Origin of the sequence: Dactylosporangium sucinum (genome assembly GCF_014647515.1) — a bacterium.
In the GTDB taxonomy this organism is placed as follows: domain Bacteria; phylum Actinomycetota; class Actinomycetes; order Mycobacteriales; family Micromonosporaceae; genus Dactylosporangium; species Dactylosporangium sucinum.
On record NZ_BMPI01000028.1, the window covers coordinates 48407 to 68580 of the forward strand.

General features: G+C 70.5%; 18 protein-coding genes. 9 read left to right on the forward strand and 9 right to left on the reverse strand.

From position 1 onward, the window contains the following. Positions 1-11: 11 nt before the first annotated feature. A complete protein-coding gene (locus tag IEZ31_RS26910) occupies positions 12-932 on the reverse strand; it encodes an LLM class flavin-dependent oxidoreductase (RefSeq protein ID WP_190252771.1) in 921 nt (306 codons plus the stop codon). Positions 933-1142: 210 nt separating this feature from the next. Here IEZ31_RS26910 and IEZ31_RS26915 point away from each other — a divergent pair, with 210 nt between their 5' ends. Beyond that, entirely contained in the window at positions 1143-1868 is a 726-nt protein-coding gene (locus tag IEZ31_RS26915) for a FadR/GntR family transcriptional regulator (RefSeq protein ID WP_190252772.1), read from the forward strand. A gap of 169 nt (positions 1869-2037) precedes the next feature. Here the strand turns inward: IEZ31_RS26915 and IEZ31_RS26920 are convergent, their stop codons facing one another. From IEZ31_RS26920 to IEZ31_RS26945, 6 genes are all read right to left on the reverse strand, one after another. Further along, on the reverse strand, positions 2038-2865 hold the full coding sequence (locus IEZ31_RS26920; protein ID WP_229835873.1) for an IclR family transcriptional regulator: 828 nt from the start codon (positions 2863-2865) through the stop codon (positions 2038-2040). 332 nt (positions 2866-3197) lie between these two features. Then, on the reverse strand, positions 3198-4046 hold the full coding sequence (locus IEZ31_RS26925) for an IclR family transcriptional regulator (protein WP_229835874.1): 849 nt from the start codon (positions 4044-4046) through the stop codon (positions 3198-3200). Between the two features lie 417 nt (positions 4047-4463). Then, entirely contained in the window at positions 4464-5471 is a 1008-nt protein-coding gene (locus IEZ31_RS26930) for an ABC transporter ATP-binding protein (RefSeq protein WP_190252858.1), read from the reverse strand. Then, positions 5468-6490: an ABC transporter ATP-binding protein gene (locus IEZ31_RS26935; RefSeq protein ID WP_190252774.1), complete on the reverse strand. Its 1023-nt coding sequence runs from the start codon at positions 6488-6490 to the stop codon at positions 5468-5470. Before IEZ31_RS26935 ends, IEZ31_RS26930 begins: the two co-directional genes overlap by 4 nt. Then, a complete protein-coding gene (locus tag IEZ31_RS26940) occupies positions 6487-7392 on the reverse strand; it encodes an ABC transporter permease (protein WP_190252775.1) in 906 nt (301 codons plus the stop codon). The genes IEZ31_RS26935 and IEZ31_RS26940 overlap by 4 nt, the downstream gene beginning before the upstream one ends. Next, positions 7392-8357, reverse strand: coding sequence for an ABC transporter permease (locus tag IEZ31_RS26945; protein ID WP_190252776.1), 966 nt, complete (start codon positions 8355-8357; stop codon positions 7392-7394). The genes IEZ31_RS26940 and IEZ31_RS26945 overlap by 1 nt, the downstream gene beginning before the upstream one ends. A gap of 278 nt (positions 8358-8635) precedes the next feature. Between IEZ31_RS26945 and IEZ31_RS26950 the strand changes: the two genes are divergently transcribed. The 6 genes from IEZ31_RS26950 (at position 8636) to IEZ31_RS26975 (ending at position 16304) form a co-directional block, all read left to right on the forward strand. Further along, entirely contained in the window at positions 8636-10225 is a 1590-nt protein-coding gene (locus tag IEZ31_RS26950) for an ABC transporter substrate-binding protein (RefSeq protein ID WP_190252777.1), read from the forward strand. Between the two features lie 72 nt (positions 10226-10297). Then, the gene (locus IEZ31_RS26955) at positions 10298-11539 is read left to right on the forward strand and encodes a DUF4437 domain-containing protein (RefSeq protein WP_229835875.1); all 1242 of its coding nucleotides are present in this window, start codon (positions 10298-10300) and stop codon (positions 11537-11539) included. Between the two features lie 186 nt (positions 11540-11725). Further along, positions 11726-12667 (forward strand): VOC family protein, encoded by a 942-nt coding sequence (locus IEZ31_RS26960; protein WP_190252779.1) that lies wholly within the window; start codon positions 11726-11728, stop codon positions 12665-12667. A gap of 48 nt (positions 12668-12715) precedes the next feature. Then, the gene (locus IEZ31_RS26965; protein WP_190252780.1) at positions 12716-13546 is read left to right on the forward strand and encodes a cyclase family protein; all 831 of its coding nucleotides are present in this window, start codon (positions 12716-12718) and stop codon (positions 13544-13546) included. A 1-nt stretch (position 13547) separates the two neighbouring features. Further along, on the forward strand, positions 13548-14957 hold the full coding sequence (locus tag IEZ31_RS26970) for an MmgE/PrpD family protein (protein WP_229835876.1): 1410 nt from the start codon (positions 13548-13550) through the stop codon (positions 14955-14957). A 3-nt stretch (positions 14958-14960) separates the two neighbouring features. Continuing rightward, entirely contained in the window at positions 14961-16304 is a 1344-nt protein-coding gene (locus tag IEZ31_RS26975) for an MFS transporter (protein WP_190252782.1), read from the forward strand. Between the two features lie 21 nt (positions 16305-16325). Here IEZ31_RS26975 and IEZ31_RS26980 read toward each other — a convergent pair whose 3' ends face one another. Next, a complete protein-coding gene (locus IEZ31_RS26980) occupies positions 16326-17336 on the reverse strand; it encodes a quinone oxidoreductase family protein (protein ID WP_190252783.1) in 1011 nt (336 codons plus the stop codon). Beyond that, entirely contained in the window at positions 17336-18034 is a 699-nt protein-coding gene (locus IEZ31_RS26985; protein WP_190252784.1) for a hypothetical protein, read from the reverse strand. Before IEZ31_RS26985 ends, IEZ31_RS26980 begins: the two co-directional genes overlap by 1 nt. A 113-nt stretch (positions 18035-18147) precedes the next feature. Between IEZ31_RS26985 and IEZ31_RS26990 the strand changes: the two genes are divergently transcribed. Together IEZ31_RS26990 and IEZ31_RS26995 are read left to right on the forward strand one after the other, a co-directional pair. Continuing rightward, a complete protein-coding gene (locus IEZ31_RS26990) occupies positions 18148-19095 on the forward strand; it encodes a VOC family protein (RefSeq protein WP_190252785.1) in 948 nt (315 codons plus the stop codon). 127 nt (positions 19096-19222) lie between these two features. Further along, positions 19223-20122 carry a VOC family protein gene (locus tag IEZ31_RS26995; RefSeq protein WP_190252786.1) on the forward strand — a complete coding sequence of 300 codons (900 nt, stop codon included), beginning with the start codon at positions 19223-19225 and terminating at the stop codon, positions 20120-20122. Positions 20123-20174: the final 52 nt, after the last annotated feature.

Genomic DNA, 20174 nt, shown 5'->3' on the forward strand with positions numbered 1-20174 from the left:
TCGCGGCGAGATCACGGTGAGGTCGCCGTGGCGGCCACGTCGGTGACGAAGTACTCGAGGAAGTCGTGGTCGTACGGCGGGACCGCCGAGACGAACAGGTGGTCCGCCCCCGCCTCGCGGTACTCGCCGAGGCGTTGGGCGAGCTGGTCCTTGCCGCCGCACAGGACGCGGTTCTCCAGATCGGCGAAGGGCCGCCCGAACAAGGTCTCGAGCGCGGCGCGTTTGACCGCCGTCGCCGCGGCCGTCCGGCCACACGCCTCGTACACGATCACCGCGCGCTCGATGGACGCCGGCGGACGACCGCCGCGTTCGCAGAGCGCGTCCAGGTCGCGGTTGAGGATGCGCAGCTCGCCGGGGGTGGCGGCGGAGACGTGGATGTCCGCGAGGTCCCGGACCAGCCGCAGCATCCGGGGCCCGCGGGCGCCGATCGCGATCTTCGGTGGCGGGGTGCCCGGAATGAGGCGGGCGTTGTCCAGTTCGAAGATCCCGTCGCGCAGCGACACGGTCCCGCCGTGCAGCAGCGAGCGGATGATCGATGCCGAGCTCGCGAACCGACCGACCCGTTCCCCCGCAGCCGGGTACGGGATGCCGAACATCGCGTGCTCCAGCGGGTTCGACCCGGCGCTGATCCCGAGCGCGAAGCGTCCGCCGGTGACCAGGGCAAGGGTGGATGCCGCCTTGGCGACCAGGCTCGGGTGCCGGAACTCGCTGGCCAACACCAGGCTGCCCAGGGTGATCCGGCTGGTCAGGGGAGCCAGCGCCGCCAGGCTGGTCAGGCACTCGAGGGTGGGTCCCGGACCACTCGACGTCCGGGACACCAGGTGGTCGTAGGTCCAGAAGCTGGAGTATCCGAGCGCCTCGGTCCGCAGGCACAGCTCGCGGTAGTCGTCCCACACGGTTGTCTGCGGAAGGGCGTTCACGCCGAATCTCATGTCGTCTGCCTTCATTGCTCGTACCGCGTCGCACCACGGATCCCGCGCCGTGAGGACCGGGCGCCGGAACGGGTGTAGCATCGCGCGAACGTGCCGCTTTGAAACGGCGTTCCAACTACGATGGGACCCATCGTCGCCGGTTCCCGAACGTCAGGGAAGGGGCCGGACATTAGTCAGACGATTGGCCCGGGACGATGAAGGGCGTGGCGCATGCGCAAGCAGCACGAGAACATGCACGCCCTGGTCGTCCAGCAGCTCGGCGCCCGGATCGGCTCCGGCCGGCTCACCGGGGCCATCGATCTGGTGGCCGTCGCCAACGAATTCCAGGTCTCGCGCCTGCTGGTACGCGAAGGGCTGCGCACCCTCGCCGCGAAGGGGCTGGTCCAGGCGCGTCCCCGGCTGGGGACCTACGTGACTCCGGTCGAGCGGTGGTCGCTCCTCGACGAGCAGGTCATCCAGTGGCGGGCGGCCGGTCCACGGCGGTTCGCGCAGATGAAGGACGCGCTCGAGCTTCGCCAGCGCCTGGAGCCGCTCGGCGCGCGCCTGAACGCCCGCCATCCCCGGCCCGACGTCGTCGAGGATCTCCGGGCCGCGGTGCGCGGCCTCGAACTGGCGATCGAGGAGCACGACCGTCCGTCGATGGTCGTCGCCGACACGCGCTTCCACGTGCTGCTGTTCACCGGCGGGGAGAACGAGATGCTGGCCCAGCTCGGCGGCACGGTGCACGCCTGCCTCTGCGTGCCGGATCTGCAACACCTCGCGAGCTTCTCGACGGAGTCCGTACGCCGCCACCTCGCCCTGGTGAACCTCGTCGCGGCCGGCGACGAACGCGGGGCCGAGGAAGCTGCGGCTGACCTCGTGGCCGTCGCCGCGCGCCTGTTCATCTCGGCCGCGCGAAGAATTCAGGAGACGTCGCGAGCCAGCCTGGCGTCCTGAGTCGCTGTTGCCATGCTGTGCGTGGATGATGGTCGCGGTCCGTCGCATTCCACGACGCCACCACGCCGGGTGACTCGTGCCGGCCGCCGCCGCGCACGCTGGCGCTGCCCGGTCATGCATCCCCTGCGGTCTCGCCGCACGCCGTCACGTGCCGGTATGCCGGCTGACGTCAGGCACCTTCACCCGCTGGGGACCCGCCCTGTCGCCGGGGCAGGTAACCCATGCGGGCGGAGACGCGAGCGGCCGCGGCGAGCAGCGCGGGGAGCACGTCGCTCGCCTCGGCCTCGAACCGATCGGCCGGCCCGCAGACGCTCAGCACCGCCGCCACCTTGCCCTCGTGGTCGAAGACCGGAGCGGCCACCGACGCGGCGTCGGACTGGCGCTCGCCGATCGAGGCCGCGTATCCGCGTTCTCGGATCTTGGCCATGTCCCGGCGCAGCGTGGCCACACTGGTGATCGTCTGCTTGGTGACCTTGTCGAGTCGACCCGCCAGATATCGCTCGGCCTCCTCGCCGGGCAGGAAGGCGAGAAAGACCTTCGAGGAGCTGCCCGCGTGCAGCGGGTAGGGCACACCGATCTGCACCGACATGACGATCTCTCGATGCGGCCGCACCTGGTCGATGTAGTACCGGTGGTAGCCGTTGCGGATCGAGAGCGTGGCCGTCTCGCTCGTGACCGCGGACAGCTGGGCGAGCTCGTCCTGCGCCATGTACCGGACGTCCACGCGCGACAGATAGGACAGGCCGATGCTGAGCGACATCGGACCCAGGCGGTACCTGCGGGTCCGGCTGTCGAACTCGATCAGGTCCCGGCTTCGCAGCGACGCGAGGATCCGATGGACGGCGGGCTTGGACAGCGACAGCGAGTTGGCGATCTGGGTCACCCCGAGCGTCGGCTCCTGGGACTGCGCGAAGACGACGAGCACATCGGCCGCGCGCTCCACCGTGGCGATCGTCTGCCCGAGCCCGGCCCGCTCAAGATCTTCGTCGTCGTTCACGGTCGCGTCCTTGAGTGCCGTTGGGTTCGAGCCCCGTTTCACCATCGTGCCCCCTAAATCGACGACAATAGATCATGGCGCACGAGTGCACCTTCACTCGCGCGGACCTTCGCACGCTATCGATCAACGGAAGCCCCACCACGGCTGCCGAATGCCGATCGTCCCGACCCGGTCCAACCGGCCGCCGCACCACCCGGGCCTTGACGCATGCGATGCGGCGCGACCCGCTCGGCCTCGAGGTCCTCACCGCCTCGGCGCCGTGTGGGCCGCGCAGTGAAACATCGTTCCACCAACTGTAGAGGCACCCGGCAGCCCGCTGCAACGACGAACGGTCAGTGTTCGAGCTGGGCGGATATCCGCTCGATGGCGGCGAGCAGCGCGGGCGCCACCTTGTCGGCCTCGATCCGCCCGGCCGGGCCCGACACGCTGACCACCGCGACCACGTGACCCATGCCGTCGAGGATCGGCGCCGCGACCGACGCCGCCCCGGACTGCCGCTCCCCCGTGGAGATCGCATACCCTCGCGTCCGCACTCTGGCCAGGTCGCGGCGCAACGTGGTGACGCTGGTGATCGTCTTGTCGGTGATCCGGGGCAGCCCTCCGGCAAGCACCCGGTCGGTCTCCTCGCGGGGCAGGAAGGCGAGCAGCGCTTTCGAGGAGGCGCCCGCATGGAGCGGATACGGCACGCCGACCTCCACCGACATGGCGATCTCACGCGAGGGCACCACCTGGTCGATGTAGACGCGTCCGTCGCCGATGCGGATCGACAACGTCGCGGTCTCGTTCGTCGCGGCCGACAACGCGACCAACTCCGGACGAGCCAACGCCCGGACGTCGATGTGCGACAGGTAGGTCAGCCCGAGGGTCAGGGCCAGCGGCCCCAACCGGTATCGCCGGGTCTGGGCGTCGAAGTCGACCAGGTTGCGCGTGCGCAACGAGGTCAGGATGCGGTGCACCGCCGCCTTGGACAGCGAGAGGGCGGTCGCGATCTCGGTGACGCCCAGGTCCGGCGTCGACACCCGGCTGAAGTGGATGAGGACGTCCATGGCCCGCTCCACCGTCGCGACCGTCTGGCCGGGGCGGTCGACCCCGTCCACGTCAGGCCGGGGCGCCGGCACCACTGCCGGCAACTGCCGCGCGGGCGCTCCGCCCGGCGCGGTGTTCATGGCACGCCTCACCACCGCGACTCCTCCGCATACGACGCAGACAAAATCACCGGGGATGGTACGGCACACATCGCCATGTCGACACACCCGAGCAAGCAGCCCCGGCCCGAACGGCCGTGACCAGTACTTCGCCCGTGTTCCCCAACACGGTACATCGTTTCGTTCGACAGCGAGGGCAATCGCGAGGCCGGAATACGTTGCGACGTCAGAGGGATCCGGCCGTCCGCACCGGACCGGCGAGGGGCTGCCGCCGGTCCTGCCGCACAACGCGCCGACTCCCCCCGGCAAACGGGGCCGCACACCGCACCGGCGGTCGCGAGTGACGTGTTGGCGACACTTCGGTGACCTGCCGGTGGCGCGCAGATGACGTACCGGTGACATTCGGGCCGATCGCGGCGCCGCCGCGATCGAGCAGCACCTGCGACTGCCGGCCTACTTGGCACCCGTGGCCGCCGGCACCGCATGGCAGGCGACCCATTGGTCGTCCGCCTTGCGCTCCAGTGCCGGGTACTCGGCGCGGCAGATCGGCATCGCGAGCGGGCAACGGCCGTGGTAGTGGCAACCGCTGGGTGGGTTGACGGCGCTGGGAATCTCACCGAGCGGCAGGATGTGCGCACGTCGTGCGCGCGGGTCCGGCCGGGGTACCGCGTCGAGCAGCGCCTTCGTGTACGGGTGCCGCGGAGTGCGCTCGACGCTGTACTTGCTGCCGATCTCCACCACCCGGCCGAGGTACATCACGGCGACGCGATCCGACAGGTAGGACACGACGGACAAATCGTGGCTGATGAAGAGCAGCGTCAGGCCGAGCTGCTGCTTGAGGTCCGCGAGCAGGTTCATCACCTGGGCCCGCACGCTCACGTCGAGACTCGCCGTCGGCTCGTCGGCGACGAGGAAATCGGCGCCGGTGCTCAGCGCCCGGGCGATCCCGACCCGCTGCAGTTGGCCGCCACTGACCTCGTGGGGATAGCGGGCGGCGAAATCCCCGGAGAGACCGACCATGTCGAGCAGTTCCAGCCCGCGCTCCCGCCGGCTCTGTACCGTGCCGACGGCGTGCACCGTCATCGGCTCGACGATGATCTGGAGCAGAGTGCGCCGGCGGTTCACCGCGGAGTACGGGTTCTGGAACACCATCTGCATCTTCCGGCGCAGGCGGCGCATCTCCTCGCCCTGGAGATGGGTGATGTCCCGGCCGCCGAAGGAGATGCGTCCCGAGGTCGGCGAGTACAGCCGCAGCAGCGTGCGGCCGAGCGTGCTCTTGCCCGATCCGCTCTCGCCGATGAGCCCGAGCGTCTCGCCCGGCCGGATGCTCAGGCTCACCCCGTCGACGGCGTGCACGACGGGTCGCCTGCGCCCCGGCCACCAGCCCGCCCCGACCGGAAAATGCATCCGCAGATCCTCGACGGCCATCACCGGCGTGGCCGGCGTCGAGATGTCGGTCATCGGGAGATCGCCTCCTCCGTGGACTGCGCCGGGTGCCGGTGGCAGGCGACCTGCCGACCTCCGTCGGCGACCGGCAGCAGTCGTGGCGGCGAGTCGTCGCAGACCCGGCCGAGGTGGCTGTCGCATCTCGGCGCGAAGGGGCAGCCGACCGGCTCACCGGTGAGCTTCGGCACGCCGCCGCGCATCGTGTAGAGCCGCTTGCCGTCGTGCGGAAACGCCGGAATGGAGCGCAACAGCTGCTGGGTATAGGGGTGCTGCGGCGTGGCGAACAGGCCGTCCACACTCGCCTCCTCGACGATCTGGCCCGCGTACATCACCATGACGCGGTCGCAGAGCTCCGCGACCACCGAGAGGTCGTGGGTCACCAGGACGAGCGCGAGCCCGCGCTGCCGGCGAAGCTCCCGCAACAGTTCCAGCACCTGCGCCTCGATGGTCACGTCGAGGCTGGTGGTCGGCTCGTCGGCGAGCAGCACCTTGAGGTCCCGGCTCGCGCAGGCCACCGCGATCATGATGCGCTGCAGCTGGCCCTGGCTGAACTGGAACGGATACGCGGACAGCTTGCCGCGGCCGTCGATGCCGACCGCCCGGAGCAGCCTGAGGATCTCGTCCTCGTGCTGCCGCGGCGACAGGTCCGGCCGGTGCAGCCGCAACACCCGCTTGAACTGGTCCCCGATGCTCCAGGCCGGATTGAACGAGTTGATCGGATCCTGGAAGATCATCGAGATCTGGCCGCCACGGATGCGGCGCAGCTCCGCCGCGGACATCTCGGCGAGCTCACGCCCGTCGAGCGCGAGCCGCTCGGCGCTGACCCTTCCCGGGGGCCGGATCAGCCCGAGCACCGACTTCAGCACGGTGCTCTTGCCCGAGCCGCTCTCCCCGACCAGGCCCACGATCTCACCGGCACGGATCTGCAAGGAAACGTCACGCACCGCATGGAGCGGCTCACCGCTCGCCGGGTACACCGTACGCAGCCTGCTGACATCGAGCACCGTCGGTCCGGTCCACTCAGCGGTGCTCACGTGCCTGCCTCCTGGCTCAGCTTCGTGCGGGCCCTCGGATCCATCTCGTCGCGCAGGACGTCACCGAGCAGGTTCGAGGTCAGCACCGCGAGTGCGATCCCGAGCGAGGGGAACGTCACCAGCCACCACGCTCCGAGGATGATGTACTGCCTGCCGTCGGCCAGCATCGTTCCCCAGCTCGATTCCGGCGGCTGGACGCCGAGACCGAGATAGGACACCGCCGCCTCCACGGTGATCGAGATCGCGAACGAGAAGGCGGCTTGCACGATCAACGGCGCGGAGATGTTGGGCAGCAGGTTGACGAGCAGGATGTCGCGCCGCCGCGCCCCGAACGAGCGCGCCGCGACGACGTAGTCCTCGCGCACCTCGGCGAGGACGCTGGCGCGGGCGATCCGGGCGAACAGCGGGATCAGCACGATCCCGATGGCCACGGCGACCAGGGCCACCGGCCCCAGGTCGATCGGGCCGATCCGCAGCCCCCGGGCGCCGACGATACCGGTGATGACGGGCACCAGGACGAGCAGCGGAAAGGCGAGGACGACGTCCATCAGCCGCATGAGGAGGCCGTCCCAGGGCCGTCCGGCCGCCCAGCCGGCGAGCATGCCGACCAGCGTGCCGAGGCAGAGCCCGATCGCCACCGAGGCGATGCCCACGAACAGCGACACCCGGGATCCGTACAGGAACCGGCTGAACGTGTCGCGGCCGAACGCGTCGGTGCCCATCAGGTGTGACCAGTCCGGCGGGCTGAGCGCGTCCACGCTCGTCGCGGCCGGGTCGTACGGAGCGAGCCACGGACCCACCAGCGCGAGCAGCACGAAGAAGGCCACCCCGCACACGCCGACGAGACCGAGCTTCTTGCGGAGCAGGCGCCGGAGGAACGAGGACTCACGGGCCGCGGCCATCATGCCTTCCTGGATTCGTAACCGAGCTTGATGCGCGGATTGATCACGCCGTAGAGGAGGTCGACGACGATGTTGACGACGACGAAGACCACCGCGATGAACATCATCACGCCGATCGTGACCGGGTAGTCCCGCGAGCCGAACGACTCGATGAGCAACCGGCCCACCCCGGGGATGCCGAAGACCGACTCGACCACGACCGAGCCGCCGAGCAGGAACCCGGTGATCACACCGAGGACCGTCACCACCGGCAGCAGCGCGTTGCGCAACGCGTCCTTCCAGACGACGACCCGCTCCCGGACGCCCATGGCCCGGGCGGCCGAGATGTAGTCCTGTCCCAGGATCTCGAGCATGCTCGATCGGGTCAGCCGCGCGACGAGGCCGATCTGCGGCGCGGCCAGGGCGAAGGCGGGCAACACGCTGTGCTGCAGGCTCTCCAGCGGGCTGTCGGTGAAGCGGACGAAACCCTGGTACGGCAGAACGCCCGGCACCCACCAACCGAAGATCAGCACCAGGAAGATCGCGATCACGACGTTCGGCACGGAGATGCCCACGAGCGAGCCGACCCGGACGAACTGGTCGGCCGGCTTGTCCTGGCGCAGCGCCGACCAGATTCCCAGCGGGACACCGATGACGATGATGAGGAGCAACGCGACGAGGCTCAGCTGCACCGTCACGGGCAGCCGATGGGCGATCAGGTCGAGGACGGGCTGCCCGGAGCCGTAGGCGTTGCCGAGGTCGCCGCGCACCGCGCTCGCGGCCCAGGCCAGGTACTGGACAGGTATCGACTGGTCGAGGTGCATCTTCTGGCGCATCGCCTCGATCGCCTCCGGCGGCGCGTCAGCGCCCGCCTGGAGCAGCGCCGGATCGCCCGGCGCCAGCCGCAACAGCGTGAATGCCACCATCGAGACGAGGATCAACACGGGCACTGCGAAGAGCGCGCGCGAGACGAGCAGCCTCAGCATCGCCCGACCGCCCGCGAGGTCCTGCGCCCACCGGCTCTAGCTTTCAATGCTTCTCCCGCGCAGCAACGGCCGATTGTTCCGGAAAACGGAACGGCGTTTCGTCGAACGTACGGGAAGCCGATACCGAGGTCAAGACACGAACTCGGGTGACGGTGACGGACCGGCTCCCACACACCAGCCGCCTTGACCGACGCACACCCCGCACGTACGTTATCTCACCAGGAACAGCGTTCCTTCTGACGGAACATGTGGAACACGGGTGCCTAGATCGGAGTCGTATGAGACCTGGAGGGTTCGCCGGGGGTGCCGCCGCGCCGTCACGCTCGGCGGTACGCCGTTTCGGCACGGCACTGGCCGTCCTGTGCCTGGCGGTCTCGGCCGCCGCATGTACCTCGACCGAGTCGGCCGGTGGCGGCGACACCACGTCGCTGCGCGTCGACGTCACCAACGAACCGGACACCCTGGACCCGATGGCGCGCAACACGCCGGAGACGCAACGGGTCTACCGGCTGACGTACAGCGGCCTGCTGAGCTACAAGGAGGACCAGACGCTGGTCCCCGACCTCGCTGCCGCCATGCCCGAGGTCAGCGCCGACCGGCTGACGTACACCATCAAGCTCCGTGAAGGGGTGACGTTCCACGACGGAGCGCCGTTCACGGCCAAAGACGTGGTCTTCACCTACGACGTGGTCCGGGAGGCGAAGAACGCGAGCCAATGGCGCTCCGGCCTGCGGCTGGTCGACACCGTCGAGGCGCAAGGCGACTACACGGTCGTGATCAAGCTGAAGAGCCCCTACTCCTATCTCGACAGCCGGCTCGCCATGATCCCGATCCTGTCGTCGGCGACGCCTTACGTGCCCAACCAGACGTACACCACCAAGAGCAACGGGACCGGGCCCTACAAGCTGAAGTCGTTCGCCAAGGGCGAGAACCTGGTGCTGGAGGCGAACGACAAGTACTTCGGCGCCAAGCCGAGCATCAAGACGGTGACGCTGAACCTGGTGCCGGAGAACGCCTCCCGCATCGCTCGCCTCGTCAACGGGCAGACCGACATCGTCCCCGAGCTGCCGGCCAGCCAGATGAAGCTGGTCTCGAACGGCGGCCAGAACGCCGTCGCCGTCACCGGCAACGTCTCCCGGCTGTTCCTCTACCCGTCGCTGGCCGCGAACCGGCCGACCGCCAACGCCGACTTCCGGCTCGCGGTGGCCTGGGCGATCGACCGCCAGCAGATCGTGAATCAGGTCTACGCCGGTCAGGGCCGGCCCAACAGTACCTACCTGACCTACGGCACGCCCTACCACGACGAGCAGCTCGGGCTCTACTTCGGCAGCACCGCGAACGCGGAGAAGGCCAAGAGCCACCTGGCGGCCGCGGGCGGTGCCCCGTCGCGCCCGCTCGAGTTCATCGTCACCAACGTGCCCGAGCTGATCAGCGCGGCCACCATCATCCAGGCCAACCTCAAGGCGGTCGGCATCGAGGTCCGTATCGAGGTCGCCGAGGTCGCCGCGTTCTACCCGCGGCTCGTGTCGGGCGAGTACGACTTCATCATGTGGCGTAGCCCGACCGCCACCTCGAGCGGCTTCGCCCCGGACTACGCGTACGGCGGCCTCTACTCGAACTCGGCGAACAACCTGGCCAAGTTCAGCGACCCGAAAATGGACCAGCTGCTCGACGCCGCCATCAGCGTGCCGGCCGATCAGCAGGCCGCGGCCTGGAAGGCCGTTCAGGAGTACGACGTCCAGACCCAGGGCAACATCCAGGTCGTCGTCTCCACGTACAACGAGGGCTACTCGAAGGCCCTGACCAACTACGCCCCGTCCAAGCTGCTCTGGCTGAACACCCTGGCCGGCGCCAGCATCTCCCGCTGAAAACGCCGAGCGGTGCGTGGCCGGCAGGGGCCACGCACCGCAAGCTCAACTCGGTCGACTGAAGGGAACATCGTGCGACCACATGTGGAACTCATCCACGAGGACGACTACATCTGGCACGTCGCCGAACTGGTCGGCGGCGAGGGCCGCGCCAGCGAGCGCCGGCTCTCCGTGGACGAGGAGGACGGCTCGTCATCGCTGCGCGTCGACTTCCACACCGACTGGGGACGCTCTCCCGGCATCCACCACGCCAACACTGAGTACCACGTGCTCAAGGGCTCGATGACGTACGGCGGCAAGACGTTCGGTCCCGGTGCGTACGTCTACGCGCCGAAGGGCGTTCCGACCGACGCCATCACCTTCACCGAGGGCACCCAGATCCTGCACTACCGTGAGTACGGCGACGCCGGCTTCGACCGGGTGGAGTCGATCCAGGCACCGCGCTGGAGCGACGCCCGCGAGGACGTCACCGTCCTGGACACCGCGGCGATGCAGTGGGACGCGGTGCCCAACGCCGGGCCCATGCCCGGCCTGTTCATCAAGTACCTGCACGTGGACCCGGTGACCGGCTTCTACACCAGGCTGGTCCACGCCCAGGAGGGCTGGAGCGACCACCGCGTCGCCCACCACCCCTGCTACGAGGAGGCCTACACCACCCAGGGCCGGATGACCTACAACTTCGGTGACCTGGACCTCGGCACCTACTTCTTCCGGCCCGCCCGCATCAAGCACGGCCACTTCGTCGCGGACAAGGGCGGCACCACGTGGCTGCTGCGCTCGGACGGCGAGCTGCACAACTGGTACTCCGAGAACGAATGGGTCCGCTGGGGCGCCGACGCGGTCAACTACGGCCCCGGTGGCGGCCGGATGCGCTGGTCGCAGTCCACGCACGACCGCGCCAGCGGCCCGTCCTCGCGCAGCGAGGCCGACCTGGAGGCCCTGCAGGCGTCGGTCCGGCACTCGCACAGCCTCGGCGACACCGACTCCGCCTACGTGCCGCACGCGCAGCGCGTGGACCCGAGCATCATCGCCATCGCCAAGGCCCTCGACGCGGCCAACCTCCAGGGCGGTCACGGCCAGGAGCACGACCACGACCACGACCACGGTCACGAGCACGGTCACGAGCACCCCCACCTCGACTGGGGGGCCTCGCCGGCGTCACTCGAGCACCCGCACGAGCGCACCGACGAAGGCGCCTACAACTGGGGCTTCAGCCGCGCAATCCGTCCGGGCGAGGAGATCCCGGCACCCATCCTGTCGTCACTGCCGGTCCGCTCCCGCTCTCGCGGGCGCTGGGACGGCGACGGTATGTGACCCGGTTCGAGCTCGTCCGCTGAGCAGGATGCAGCAAAGCGCCGCACCCGCGGCCGTCGACCTCCGCGTCGACGGCCGCGAGGCGTCCACCCGCCGGCGGACCATATCCGGCCGTGGTCCGGCTCCGCCGCAGCGCGCTGCGCGGCCGGGCCGCTGGCATCGACGTCCGTAACACGAAGGAGAAGCGTGAGCAGCCCAGGTCGCGGCGTCCTCGGCCCGGTCATCGTCACCGCCGACACGCAGGCACACGTCGGGTTCTTCACCGAGGTGCTCGGCCTCGAGATGCGCGGTCAGGTGGAGCGCGACGCCGCCGAGGCGGAGCGGATGTGGTCCTTCGGCCAGCCGGTCCTGGAGACCGCGCTGGTCACGCCGGGCACGTACGGCACGGTGCGGCTGCTGCAGTTCGCCGCCTCCGCGTCGGCGGACACCGTGCGCAGCCCGGAGACCGGAGACCGGCGCGACGCGTTCAAGGTCATCGACTTCTACTGCCCCGACCCGGACTCGGTCGAGGAGCACGCCGTGCGCATGGGCGCGCGCAAGCTCAAGCCGACCGCCAGCTACGAGACGGGCGGGCTCTCCTTCTCCGAGACCCATCTCTGGGTCGGCGACGGCGTGGTCTGCGCCCTCTGCGCCGGCGACCGGGAGGATTTCGGCAGGTTCGTGCGGGTCCGCGACCGGGTGGCGTCCGAGGTGATGAGCGTGTCGGCTCCGGTCCACGACGCACGCGCGGCGCACCGTTTCTACCGCGAGATCCTGGGCCTGGAGCAGGTCATGGAGTACGGATTCGCCGACGAGTCGTTCCAGCACATGGTGGGGCTGGCCGACGACGGCGGCATCAGCGCCGTCAACTACGGCAGCGACCTGCGTGACCCCTTCATCGGGATCATCGACTACGGCCCCGGCGACCCGGCCATGACGTTGCGTGACGCCCGGCCGCCGAGCCGCGGCATCATCGCCTGCACCGTGGCCGTCGACTCGGTCGCGGACGTGCTCGGCCGCGCCGCCGGCGCCGGGCTGTCCGCCACGGAGCCGATACATACCGAACTTGCCCCGTGGGGACCGACGACGAGCGCCCTGGTCCGGTCGCCCAACGGGATCCTGCACCACATTGTCGCCGCTACGACCTGATCCGTGAGCGGTCCCCGCCGCACCGACGAGAGAGTTTGAGGAAACCACGTGACGACCGAGTCTGCCCTTTCCCTGGATCCAGTGTGGGAACGGCTGGGCCGAGGGCGGGTCATCGACCTCGCCCAGCCGATGCATCAGGGCATGCCGCAGTCGGCGAACCATCCACCGTTCCGGATGGTCGTCGAGCGCCGCCACGGCGACATGGTCCGGCCCGACGGCGGCTCGGCGGCGAACGAGTTGATCGTCACGGGCGGGCACGTCGGCACACACGTGGACGCGCTGGGCCACGTGTCCCAGGACGGCAGGGTCCACGGCGGCATGGCGGCCGAGGCGATCCAGTCGAACCGGGGCCTGGCCCAGCTCGGCATCGACGCCTTCGAGCCGTTCGTGGGGCGCGGCGTCCTGCTCGACGTCGCCCGCCTGCACGGGATCCCTGTGCTCCCCGCGGGGTATGAGATCACCCCTGAGGATCTCGAGGCGGCCGCCGCACTGGCCAAGGTGGAGCTGCGCCCCACGGACGCGGTGCTCGTCGGCACCGGATGGTCGAGGCTGTGGCCTGACCACGAACGGTTCATCGGCCGGGCCGGCGGGGTGCCCGGACCCGGTGAGGCAGCCGCGCGCTGGCTGGTCGACCGGGGCGTGCGGGTGGTAGGCGGCGAGACCATCGCGTTCGAGCGGCTGGCGCCGGGCGCCGGGCACGCCACACTGCCGGTTCATCGCGTGCTCCTGGTGGAGAGCGGCGTGAACATCATCGAGACGATGCGCCTGCACGAACTTCTGGACACCCAGGTCGCGGAGTTCCTCTTCGTGCTCGCGCCGCTGTCCATCGTCGGCGCCACCGGGTCGCCGGTCCGGCCGTTGGCGGTCATCGGTGAGTGACGTGACACAGGTCCAGCAGCTCGCCGCCTTCGCCGCCGGCTGCCGCGACGAACTTCCGGCGCACGTCGCCGAGGACGTCACCAACCGCATCATCGACACGGTGGGCAACATGCTGGCCGGGCGAGCCGAGGCCACCGACCGCAGCGACTCCGGACTGGCCGTGCAGCGCGTCGTGCAGGAGTGGGGCGGCCGGCCGCAGGCGGCCGTGGTCGGCGACGCGCAGCGGCTGCCCGCGGTATCCGCCGCGCTGGTCAACGGGGCCTTCGCGCACGCACTGGATTTCGACGACACACATCTGCCCTCGGTACTGCATCCCAGCGCCTCGGTGGTGCCGGCGGCGCTGGCCGCCGCCGAATCGGTGCGCGCCCGGGGGACCGACGTGGTCGCCGCCGTGGCGGCGGGCATCGAGGTCTGTAACCGGCTGGGGATGGCTTCGTACCTGCCGAGCCTGCGCAATTCGCTGTTCTTCGAGAAGGGCTTCCACGCCACGTCGATCTGCGGCACGATCGGCGCCGCGGTCGCAGCCGGCATGCTCTACGGCCTGGACGCCGACGGCCTCGCCTCGGCGATCGGCGTCGCGGCGAGCATGGGTGCGGGCATCCTGGAGGCCAACCGGACGGGTGGCACGGTCAAGAAGATCCACTGCGGCTGGGCCGCGCACGGCGGCATCGCTGCCGCGGCACTGGCCCGGGAGGGCGTGACCGGCCCACCGACCGTGCTGGAGGGGCGGTTCGGCTTCTTCGCCGCCTACCTGGACGGGCAGTACGACAGCCCCGCGATGCTCGACGATCTCGGCACCCGGTGGGAGCTGCTGCGCACCGTCTACAAGCCGTACCCCTCCAACCACTTCACGCACCCGGGCATCGACTGCGCCCTGGCGCTGCGGGCCGGCGGCCTGGACCCGGCGGACATCACCGAGATCGAGCTCGGTGTCGCCGGGCCGACGCTTCGCACCATCGGCGAGCCCCGAGCGGCGAAAGTCCGCCCGGCATCGGCGTACCACGCGAAGTTCTCCGGGCCGTTCACCATCGCCACCGCGCTGCTGGGCGGCGGCGGTCTCGGGGTCTACCTCGACGACTTCGTCCCCGGTGCGGAGACAGACCCTGACCGGCTCGCCCTGGCGAACCGGGTGACCTGCGTCGACGACCCGCGGGCCAGCGAGATCTTCCCGAACGCGTTTGCCGCGGTGCTGACCGTACGGACCCGGGGCGGCGCCGTCCTCAGCCACCGGGTCGACTCCTCCAGGGGCGGTCCCGAGCACCCGTTGACGCTCGCCGACCACCGCCTGAAGTTCCGGCTCAACGCCGGCCGGGCCCTTCCCGAGGAGCGGGTCACGCAACTCGAGGAGGCGGCGACGGCGTTGGCCGGCGGCGAACCGGTCGACCGCCTGCTCGCGCTGACCCTTCCCTGACGGATGCGAGCCTCGGCTCGCGCCATCATGACCAGCGCCGCCGGGCTGGGGCTGGTCATGATGGACAACACCGCCGTGACGCTGGCGTTGCCGGCGATCGCGGCCTCGCTCGGCGCGGTGGTCGCGGACCTGCAATGGGTGCTGTCCGCCCCGCTGCTGGCGGCAGCCGTGGTGCTGCCGCTGGCCGGCGCGATCGGTGACCGCTACGGGGCGCTGCGGGCCATGCGAATCGGCCTGCTCGTCTTCGCCGTCGCGGCGCTCGTCGTCGCGACGAGCCCCGATGTGGTCACGCTGATCGTCGCGCGGGCAGCGCAGGGCGTCGGCCAGGCGTTCATGCTGCCCAACGGGGCGGCCCTGCTCGCCGCGAACGTTCCGGTCGCCCGCCGCACCCGGGCGGTGAGCACCTGGATCTCGGTCAGCTCGCTCGGGCTGGTGCTGGGGCCGCTCGGCGGCGGGCTGGCGATCGAGCACCTCGGCTGGCGATGGCTGTTCGCGGGGCACCTCCTCGTCGCCGTCGCCGGCATCATCGGCACGCGCCGGCTGAGCGACTCCGAACACCGCTCGCCCCATCCGATCGACCTCCGGGGCGTCGTGGCCGGCGGCGCCGCCCTGTTCTGCACGTGTTTCGGGCTCATCGAGCTCGGGCGCCCGTCCGGCCGGACGGGGCTCGCGCTGCTGGGACTCGGGCTGGGCGTGGCTGCGGCCGGGGCCTTCGTCGCGATCCAGCGCCGCCGGCCCCATCCGTTGCTCGACTTCGGCATGTTGCGCAACCGGCAGTTCGCCGCCGTGGTCCTGGCCGCGTTGGTCTACAACGGCGCGCTCTCCGGCACGACCTTCCTGCTCTCCCTGCTGATGCAGAACGCACGTGGGGTGGCACCGGGTGCGGTGGGTCTCATCCTGCTCTGCGCGACCGCGGGCATACCCCTCGGTTCCCAACTCGCCGGCAGCCTGGGCACCCGGCTCGGTCTGCGTGTCGTGATGGCCGCGGCCGCGCTCGTCCTGGGGATCGGCTACACGATCGTGGCCGGACTGGCGCTGGCGCCGCCGGCCCTCCTCGCCGTGCCGCTGCTGATCACCGGCCTTGCCTCGGGGGCCCTCTTCGCCTCGGACACCGTGGCCGCCCTCGCCGTCGCCACCCCGCAGAAGGTCTCCTCCGGGCTCGCCTCGGTGAGCCTCTCCCGGCAGGTCGGTTCGCTGCTCGGCATCGCCGGGCTGGGCGCGCTCAGTGCGGCGGTCACCCCGGTCTCCCAACCCGCCGGTGCGCGCGTCGCCATGGTCATGGCCGGATTGGTCGTACTGCCCTGTGCGCTGCTGCTGTGGCGCTACGTGCGCCATCAGGCCCCGTAGCGGTTCGCCGCGCGCCGTCGCCTATCGCGTGAGCAGGGTGCGGCCCACCGTCGCGCCGGCCCGCGCGAGGGCCGACGACGCGTCCGGCAGGTCGTACACCGCACCGATAGCGGGCTCGAACCGCCCTTGCGCGAGGTCGGCCAGCACGTCGGCGAGCACGGCACGCTGCCGCTCCCCCGCGACGGTCATCAGGTTGAAGCCCATGAGGCGGTGCTCCTTGGCCATCAGCGCCCCGATGACGATCTCCGTGGCCATCCCGGCCGTGTAGCCGAGCACCACGTGCCGGCAACGGAACGCGCCCGCACGCATCGCCGCCGAGAGCACCGGGCCACCCACGCAGTCGATGATCACGTCCGCGCCGGCCCCGCCGGTGAGCTCGAGAACGTCGCCGGCGAGGTTCGCCAGTCCGATCGGCGTGACGGCCGGACCCGCCTGAGGTACCGCGGAGGGCGTCCGGGCCGCGGCGATCACACGTGCGCCGTGACCCGCGGCGACGGAGATCGCCGCCCGCCCGACCGCGCCCGTGCCGCCGAGCACGAGCACCGTCTCGTCCGGCGCGAGCGCCGCGGTGTCGAACAGTGCCAGCCGCGCGGTGAGTCCTCCGCCCGCCCCTGCGGCCGCCCGCCGCGGGTCGAGTCCGCCGGGAAGCGCCACCAACTGGTCGCGCCGGACGGTGAAGCGCTCGGCGAACGTGCCTGGCCGGGTGATGCCCATGCCGGTCAGCTCGCCGAGCACGCATACAAGGGCGCCGTCGAGGGCGCCGTCGAGGGCGCCCTTGACGGCGCCGTCCGCCGCGGGCGAGACGACCCGGGCAACCGCCGTCGTGCCCAGTCGCAGCGGCGGCGCGGCGGCGAGCGGCAGCCGCCCGGCCGCGATCTGCCGGTCCAGCGGAGCGATGTCGGCGGCGACGAGCCGTACCTCGACCTCGTCCGGGCCGGGCCGGTCAACCGCCTGGTCGACGATCTCGATCTGTGGTTCGTTCCCGGCCCGCGCCAGTACCACCGCCAGGTTCACCGGCCTGTCCGCCGGCATCAGCCACTCGTCCAGGTGCTGCCGGGCTTGAAGACGCCGAGCAGCGCGGCACCGAACACGCACGCCCAGATCACCAGGACGAACGGGATGCTGCGCCGCATGGACCGGGCGAGGGTCGCCTCGGCCTCGGGGTCACTGCCTCCGGAGGCGATGCGGCCGAAAGCCGGCCCGAAGGGGAGCAGCATCATCCGGATGCCCACGCCACAGGCGACCGCGATCGCGTAGAGTCCGACCTTCGCACCGAGCCACCGCGGGTCGCTGTCGGCGCCGAACGGTGCCGGGTTGACGAAGGTGTAGGCGGCGGCGCCCAGCATCACCACGATGACGATGCATCGCGCGACCAGGTCGAGCCGGCGCACCAGCGCGCCCAGGGCATTGCCGTGCAGCCAATGGTCGGCGAGCAGCAGGCCGAGCCAGACCAGTGACGCTACCCATACCGCCGCCACGGGCCAACCGGCGAAGTCCTTGCCCAGCGGATGGGAGGCGATCAGCGAAACGCCACTCGGCAGGAAGAGCACCAGGCAGATCTTGGGTGACATGTCCAGCCAGCTCATGATTCGCAGCGCGATCGTCCGGGCCTGGACGGAGAGATCCGGCCTCAGGACGAACCGGCTGGAGTAGAAGACACCGAGATCGGCGCCGAGCCAGTACGTGAGCAACATGAGGTGCAGCAACACCAGCGCACTGTGCAGAGTCATCCGCCGTCCTTCATTCGTTCCCGATGGTGGAACGCTGTTTCGGTGACTCTAGTAGGCTCGACACCCACTGGCAACGTCCATCCCTGGCTCCACCGAAAGGAAGGGCACGGAAGATGACCACACTGGGACCGCCCGACCACGGCATCGTCGGCTGCACCGACATCGAGGCCGCCACGACGTTCTTCGGCGCGCTCGGCTTTCGCACCGCACGCACCGGCCCCCTCCCGGCCGGGCTCGGCGCCCAGTTGTACGGGCTGGCCGGGCCGGCCGAGCAGCGCTGGCTCTCCGTGCCCGGCGCCCGCCACGGCGGCGTCCGCCTCGTCGCCACACCCCGCGGGTCGAGCCGAATGTCCACATTGGAACCCGGCGGCTACGCCGTCGATGTCTACAGCCGTGACATCGAGCACAGCCGCGAGGCGCTCACGGCCGCCGGACTGCCGTGCACCGAAATCGTGCGCTGGCAACTCGGCGGCGCCGACTTCGCACAGCTGCGCGTCGACGGCCCGGACGGCATCCGCGCCATCGTCGTGGAAGGACCGCGGCGCGCCTCGGCGCTCGACCACGACGAGCACAGGCTGCACTCCGAGGCCCAGTCCTTCGTGTTCGTCGTCACGGACATCGACGCCGACAAGGCGTTCTGGCGCGCGGCCGGACTGGAACCGCTCTACCACTCGAACTTCCCGTTGCCGGCCGGCTTCGGCGGCCTGCTGGACCTGCCCGACGACATCGACAGCATGCAGCTGGGCCTGCACTGGTGCGCGACCTGCCCGGACGGGCCGGCGCGCATCGAGATGCTCGGCCTGCCGACCGGCTCGCAGACGCGAGCCGCACCGCCGGCCGGATGCCGTCTCCCTCAAGGCATGGCGGCGGTCGGCTTCGCGGTGCCGGACGTGCCCGCCGCGGCGAACCTGCTGGCGGCAAACGGCGCCACCGTGGAACTGACCACCGTCGCGGAGCATCCAGCCGTGGCACACGGCCGATCCCCTGCCGGCGTCGCGTTCGAACTGTGGCCGGCACAGCTCGCCGGCGCCGCGTTCGCCGGAGCCTCCGAGGCGCCTTGACACCCGAAGAGGCGCGCTGAAGACTGGGCGCAGGCTTGAAACGTCGTTCCACCAATAGGAACAACCGACGTGGGCCGGGGAGGGACAACAACACGTGATCAGTGAACTTCGAGTCACCACCGTTGCCGTGTCTGATCTCGCACGGTCGTGCGCCTTCTACGGCGACGTGTTCGGGTACCGGACACTGGGCGAGACCACCGTCGCCGGACGCGACGTCGAGGCGCTCTGGCAGATGCCGGCCGGGCTCACCGGGCAGTGCCGGGTCGTCGGCCCGCCCGGTGCGAGCACCGGACTCCTGCGCCTGGTGCAGTTCGACGCGCCGGGCGAACGGATCTGGGGCGACTACTCCCGGGCACGTGACTACGGCCACTACGCCCTCAACATCCGGGTCGACGACATCCGCTCGGCCATCGCGAAGCTGCGTGAGTCGGGCGGTTCCAGCAAGTCCGAGCCCACCCGGTGGACCGTCAACGAGGACATCTCCGCCTGGGACTCGCTCTCCTACGACCCCGACGGCGTGATTCTCGACGTGTTCCAGCTCTTCACCCGCGAGGGCTCGGCGCTGGCGAGCTACGACGGGCGGCCGAGCGAGCTGCAGACGGTGGCGATGCACTGCAGCAACGCACGCAAGTCGGCGCAGTTCTACGGCGCCCTGGGCTACGTGCCGCTCTACGACCGCCTGCTGGAGAACATGGAGTCCTTCTTCAAGCTCCCGGCGGGCACCGCGCTGCACAACATCAACCTCTACATGCCCGGAGACACCCCGAACGGCCGGGTGGAGCTCGCCGAGTACGTCGGCTACCCCGGGGAGGACCAGCGGGCCCGCGCCGTGCCGCCGAACATCGGCATCCTCTCGGCCTCGATGTACACCGACGACCTCGCCGCCACCAGCGCCCTGCTCGGGACGCTCGAGGCACAGCCGGTGTGCGACATCGTGGAGGTCGAGCTGCCGCCCTACGGCCGCGCCCTGGTCCGCACGTACTTCGGCCCCGACGGCGAAGTGCTCGAGTTCTACCAGCCGCTGTGAGTCCGGCCCCGGTCACCGGGGCCCCCACGCCGCCACAGGCCTGGGCCGCCGC

Bases quoted from the DNA above. Each gene is read 5' to 3' on its own strand.
- IEZ31_RS26910 (WP_190252771.1), bottom strand. From the start codon at position 932: ATGAGATTCGGCGTGAACGCCCTTCCGCAGACAACCGTGTGGGACGAC.
- IEZ31_RS26915 (WP_190252772.1), top strand. From the start codon at position 1,143: ATGCGCAAGCAGCACGAGAACATGCACGCCCTGGTCGTCCAGCAGCTC.
- IEZ31_RS26930 (WP_190252858.1), bottom strand. From the start codon at position 5,471: ATGACCGACATCTCGACGCCGGCCACGCCGGTGATGGCCGTCGAGGAT.
- IEZ31_RS26940 (WP_190252775.1), bottom strand. From the start codon at position 7,392: ATGGCCGCGGCCCGTGAGTCCTCGTTCCTCCGGCGCCTGCTCCGCAAG.
- IEZ31_RS26945 (WP_190252776.1), bottom strand. From the start codon at position 8,357: ATGCTGAGGCTGCTCGTCTCGCGCGCGCTCTTCGCAGTGCCCGTGTTG.
- IEZ31_RS26950 (WP_190252777.1), top strand. From the start codon at position 8,636: ATGAGACCTGGAGGGTTCGCCGGGGGTGCCGCCGCGCCGTCACGCTCG.
- IEZ31_RS26975 (WP_190252782.1), top strand. From the start codon at position 14,961: ATGCGAGCCTCGGCTCGCGCCATCATGACCAGCGCCGCCGGGCTGGGG.
- IEZ31_RS26980 (WP_190252783.1), bottom strand. From the start codon at position 17,336: ATGCCGGCGGACAGGCCGGTGAACCTGGCGGTGGTACTGGCGCGGGCC.
- IEZ31_RS26985 (WP_190252784.1), bottom strand. From the start codon at position 18,034: ATGACTCTGCACAGTGCGCTGGTGTTGCTGCACCTCATGTTGCTCACG.
- IEZ31_RS26990 (WP_190252785.1), top strand. From the start codon at position 18,148: ATGACCACACTGGGACCGCCCGACCACGGCATCGTCGGCTGCACCGAC.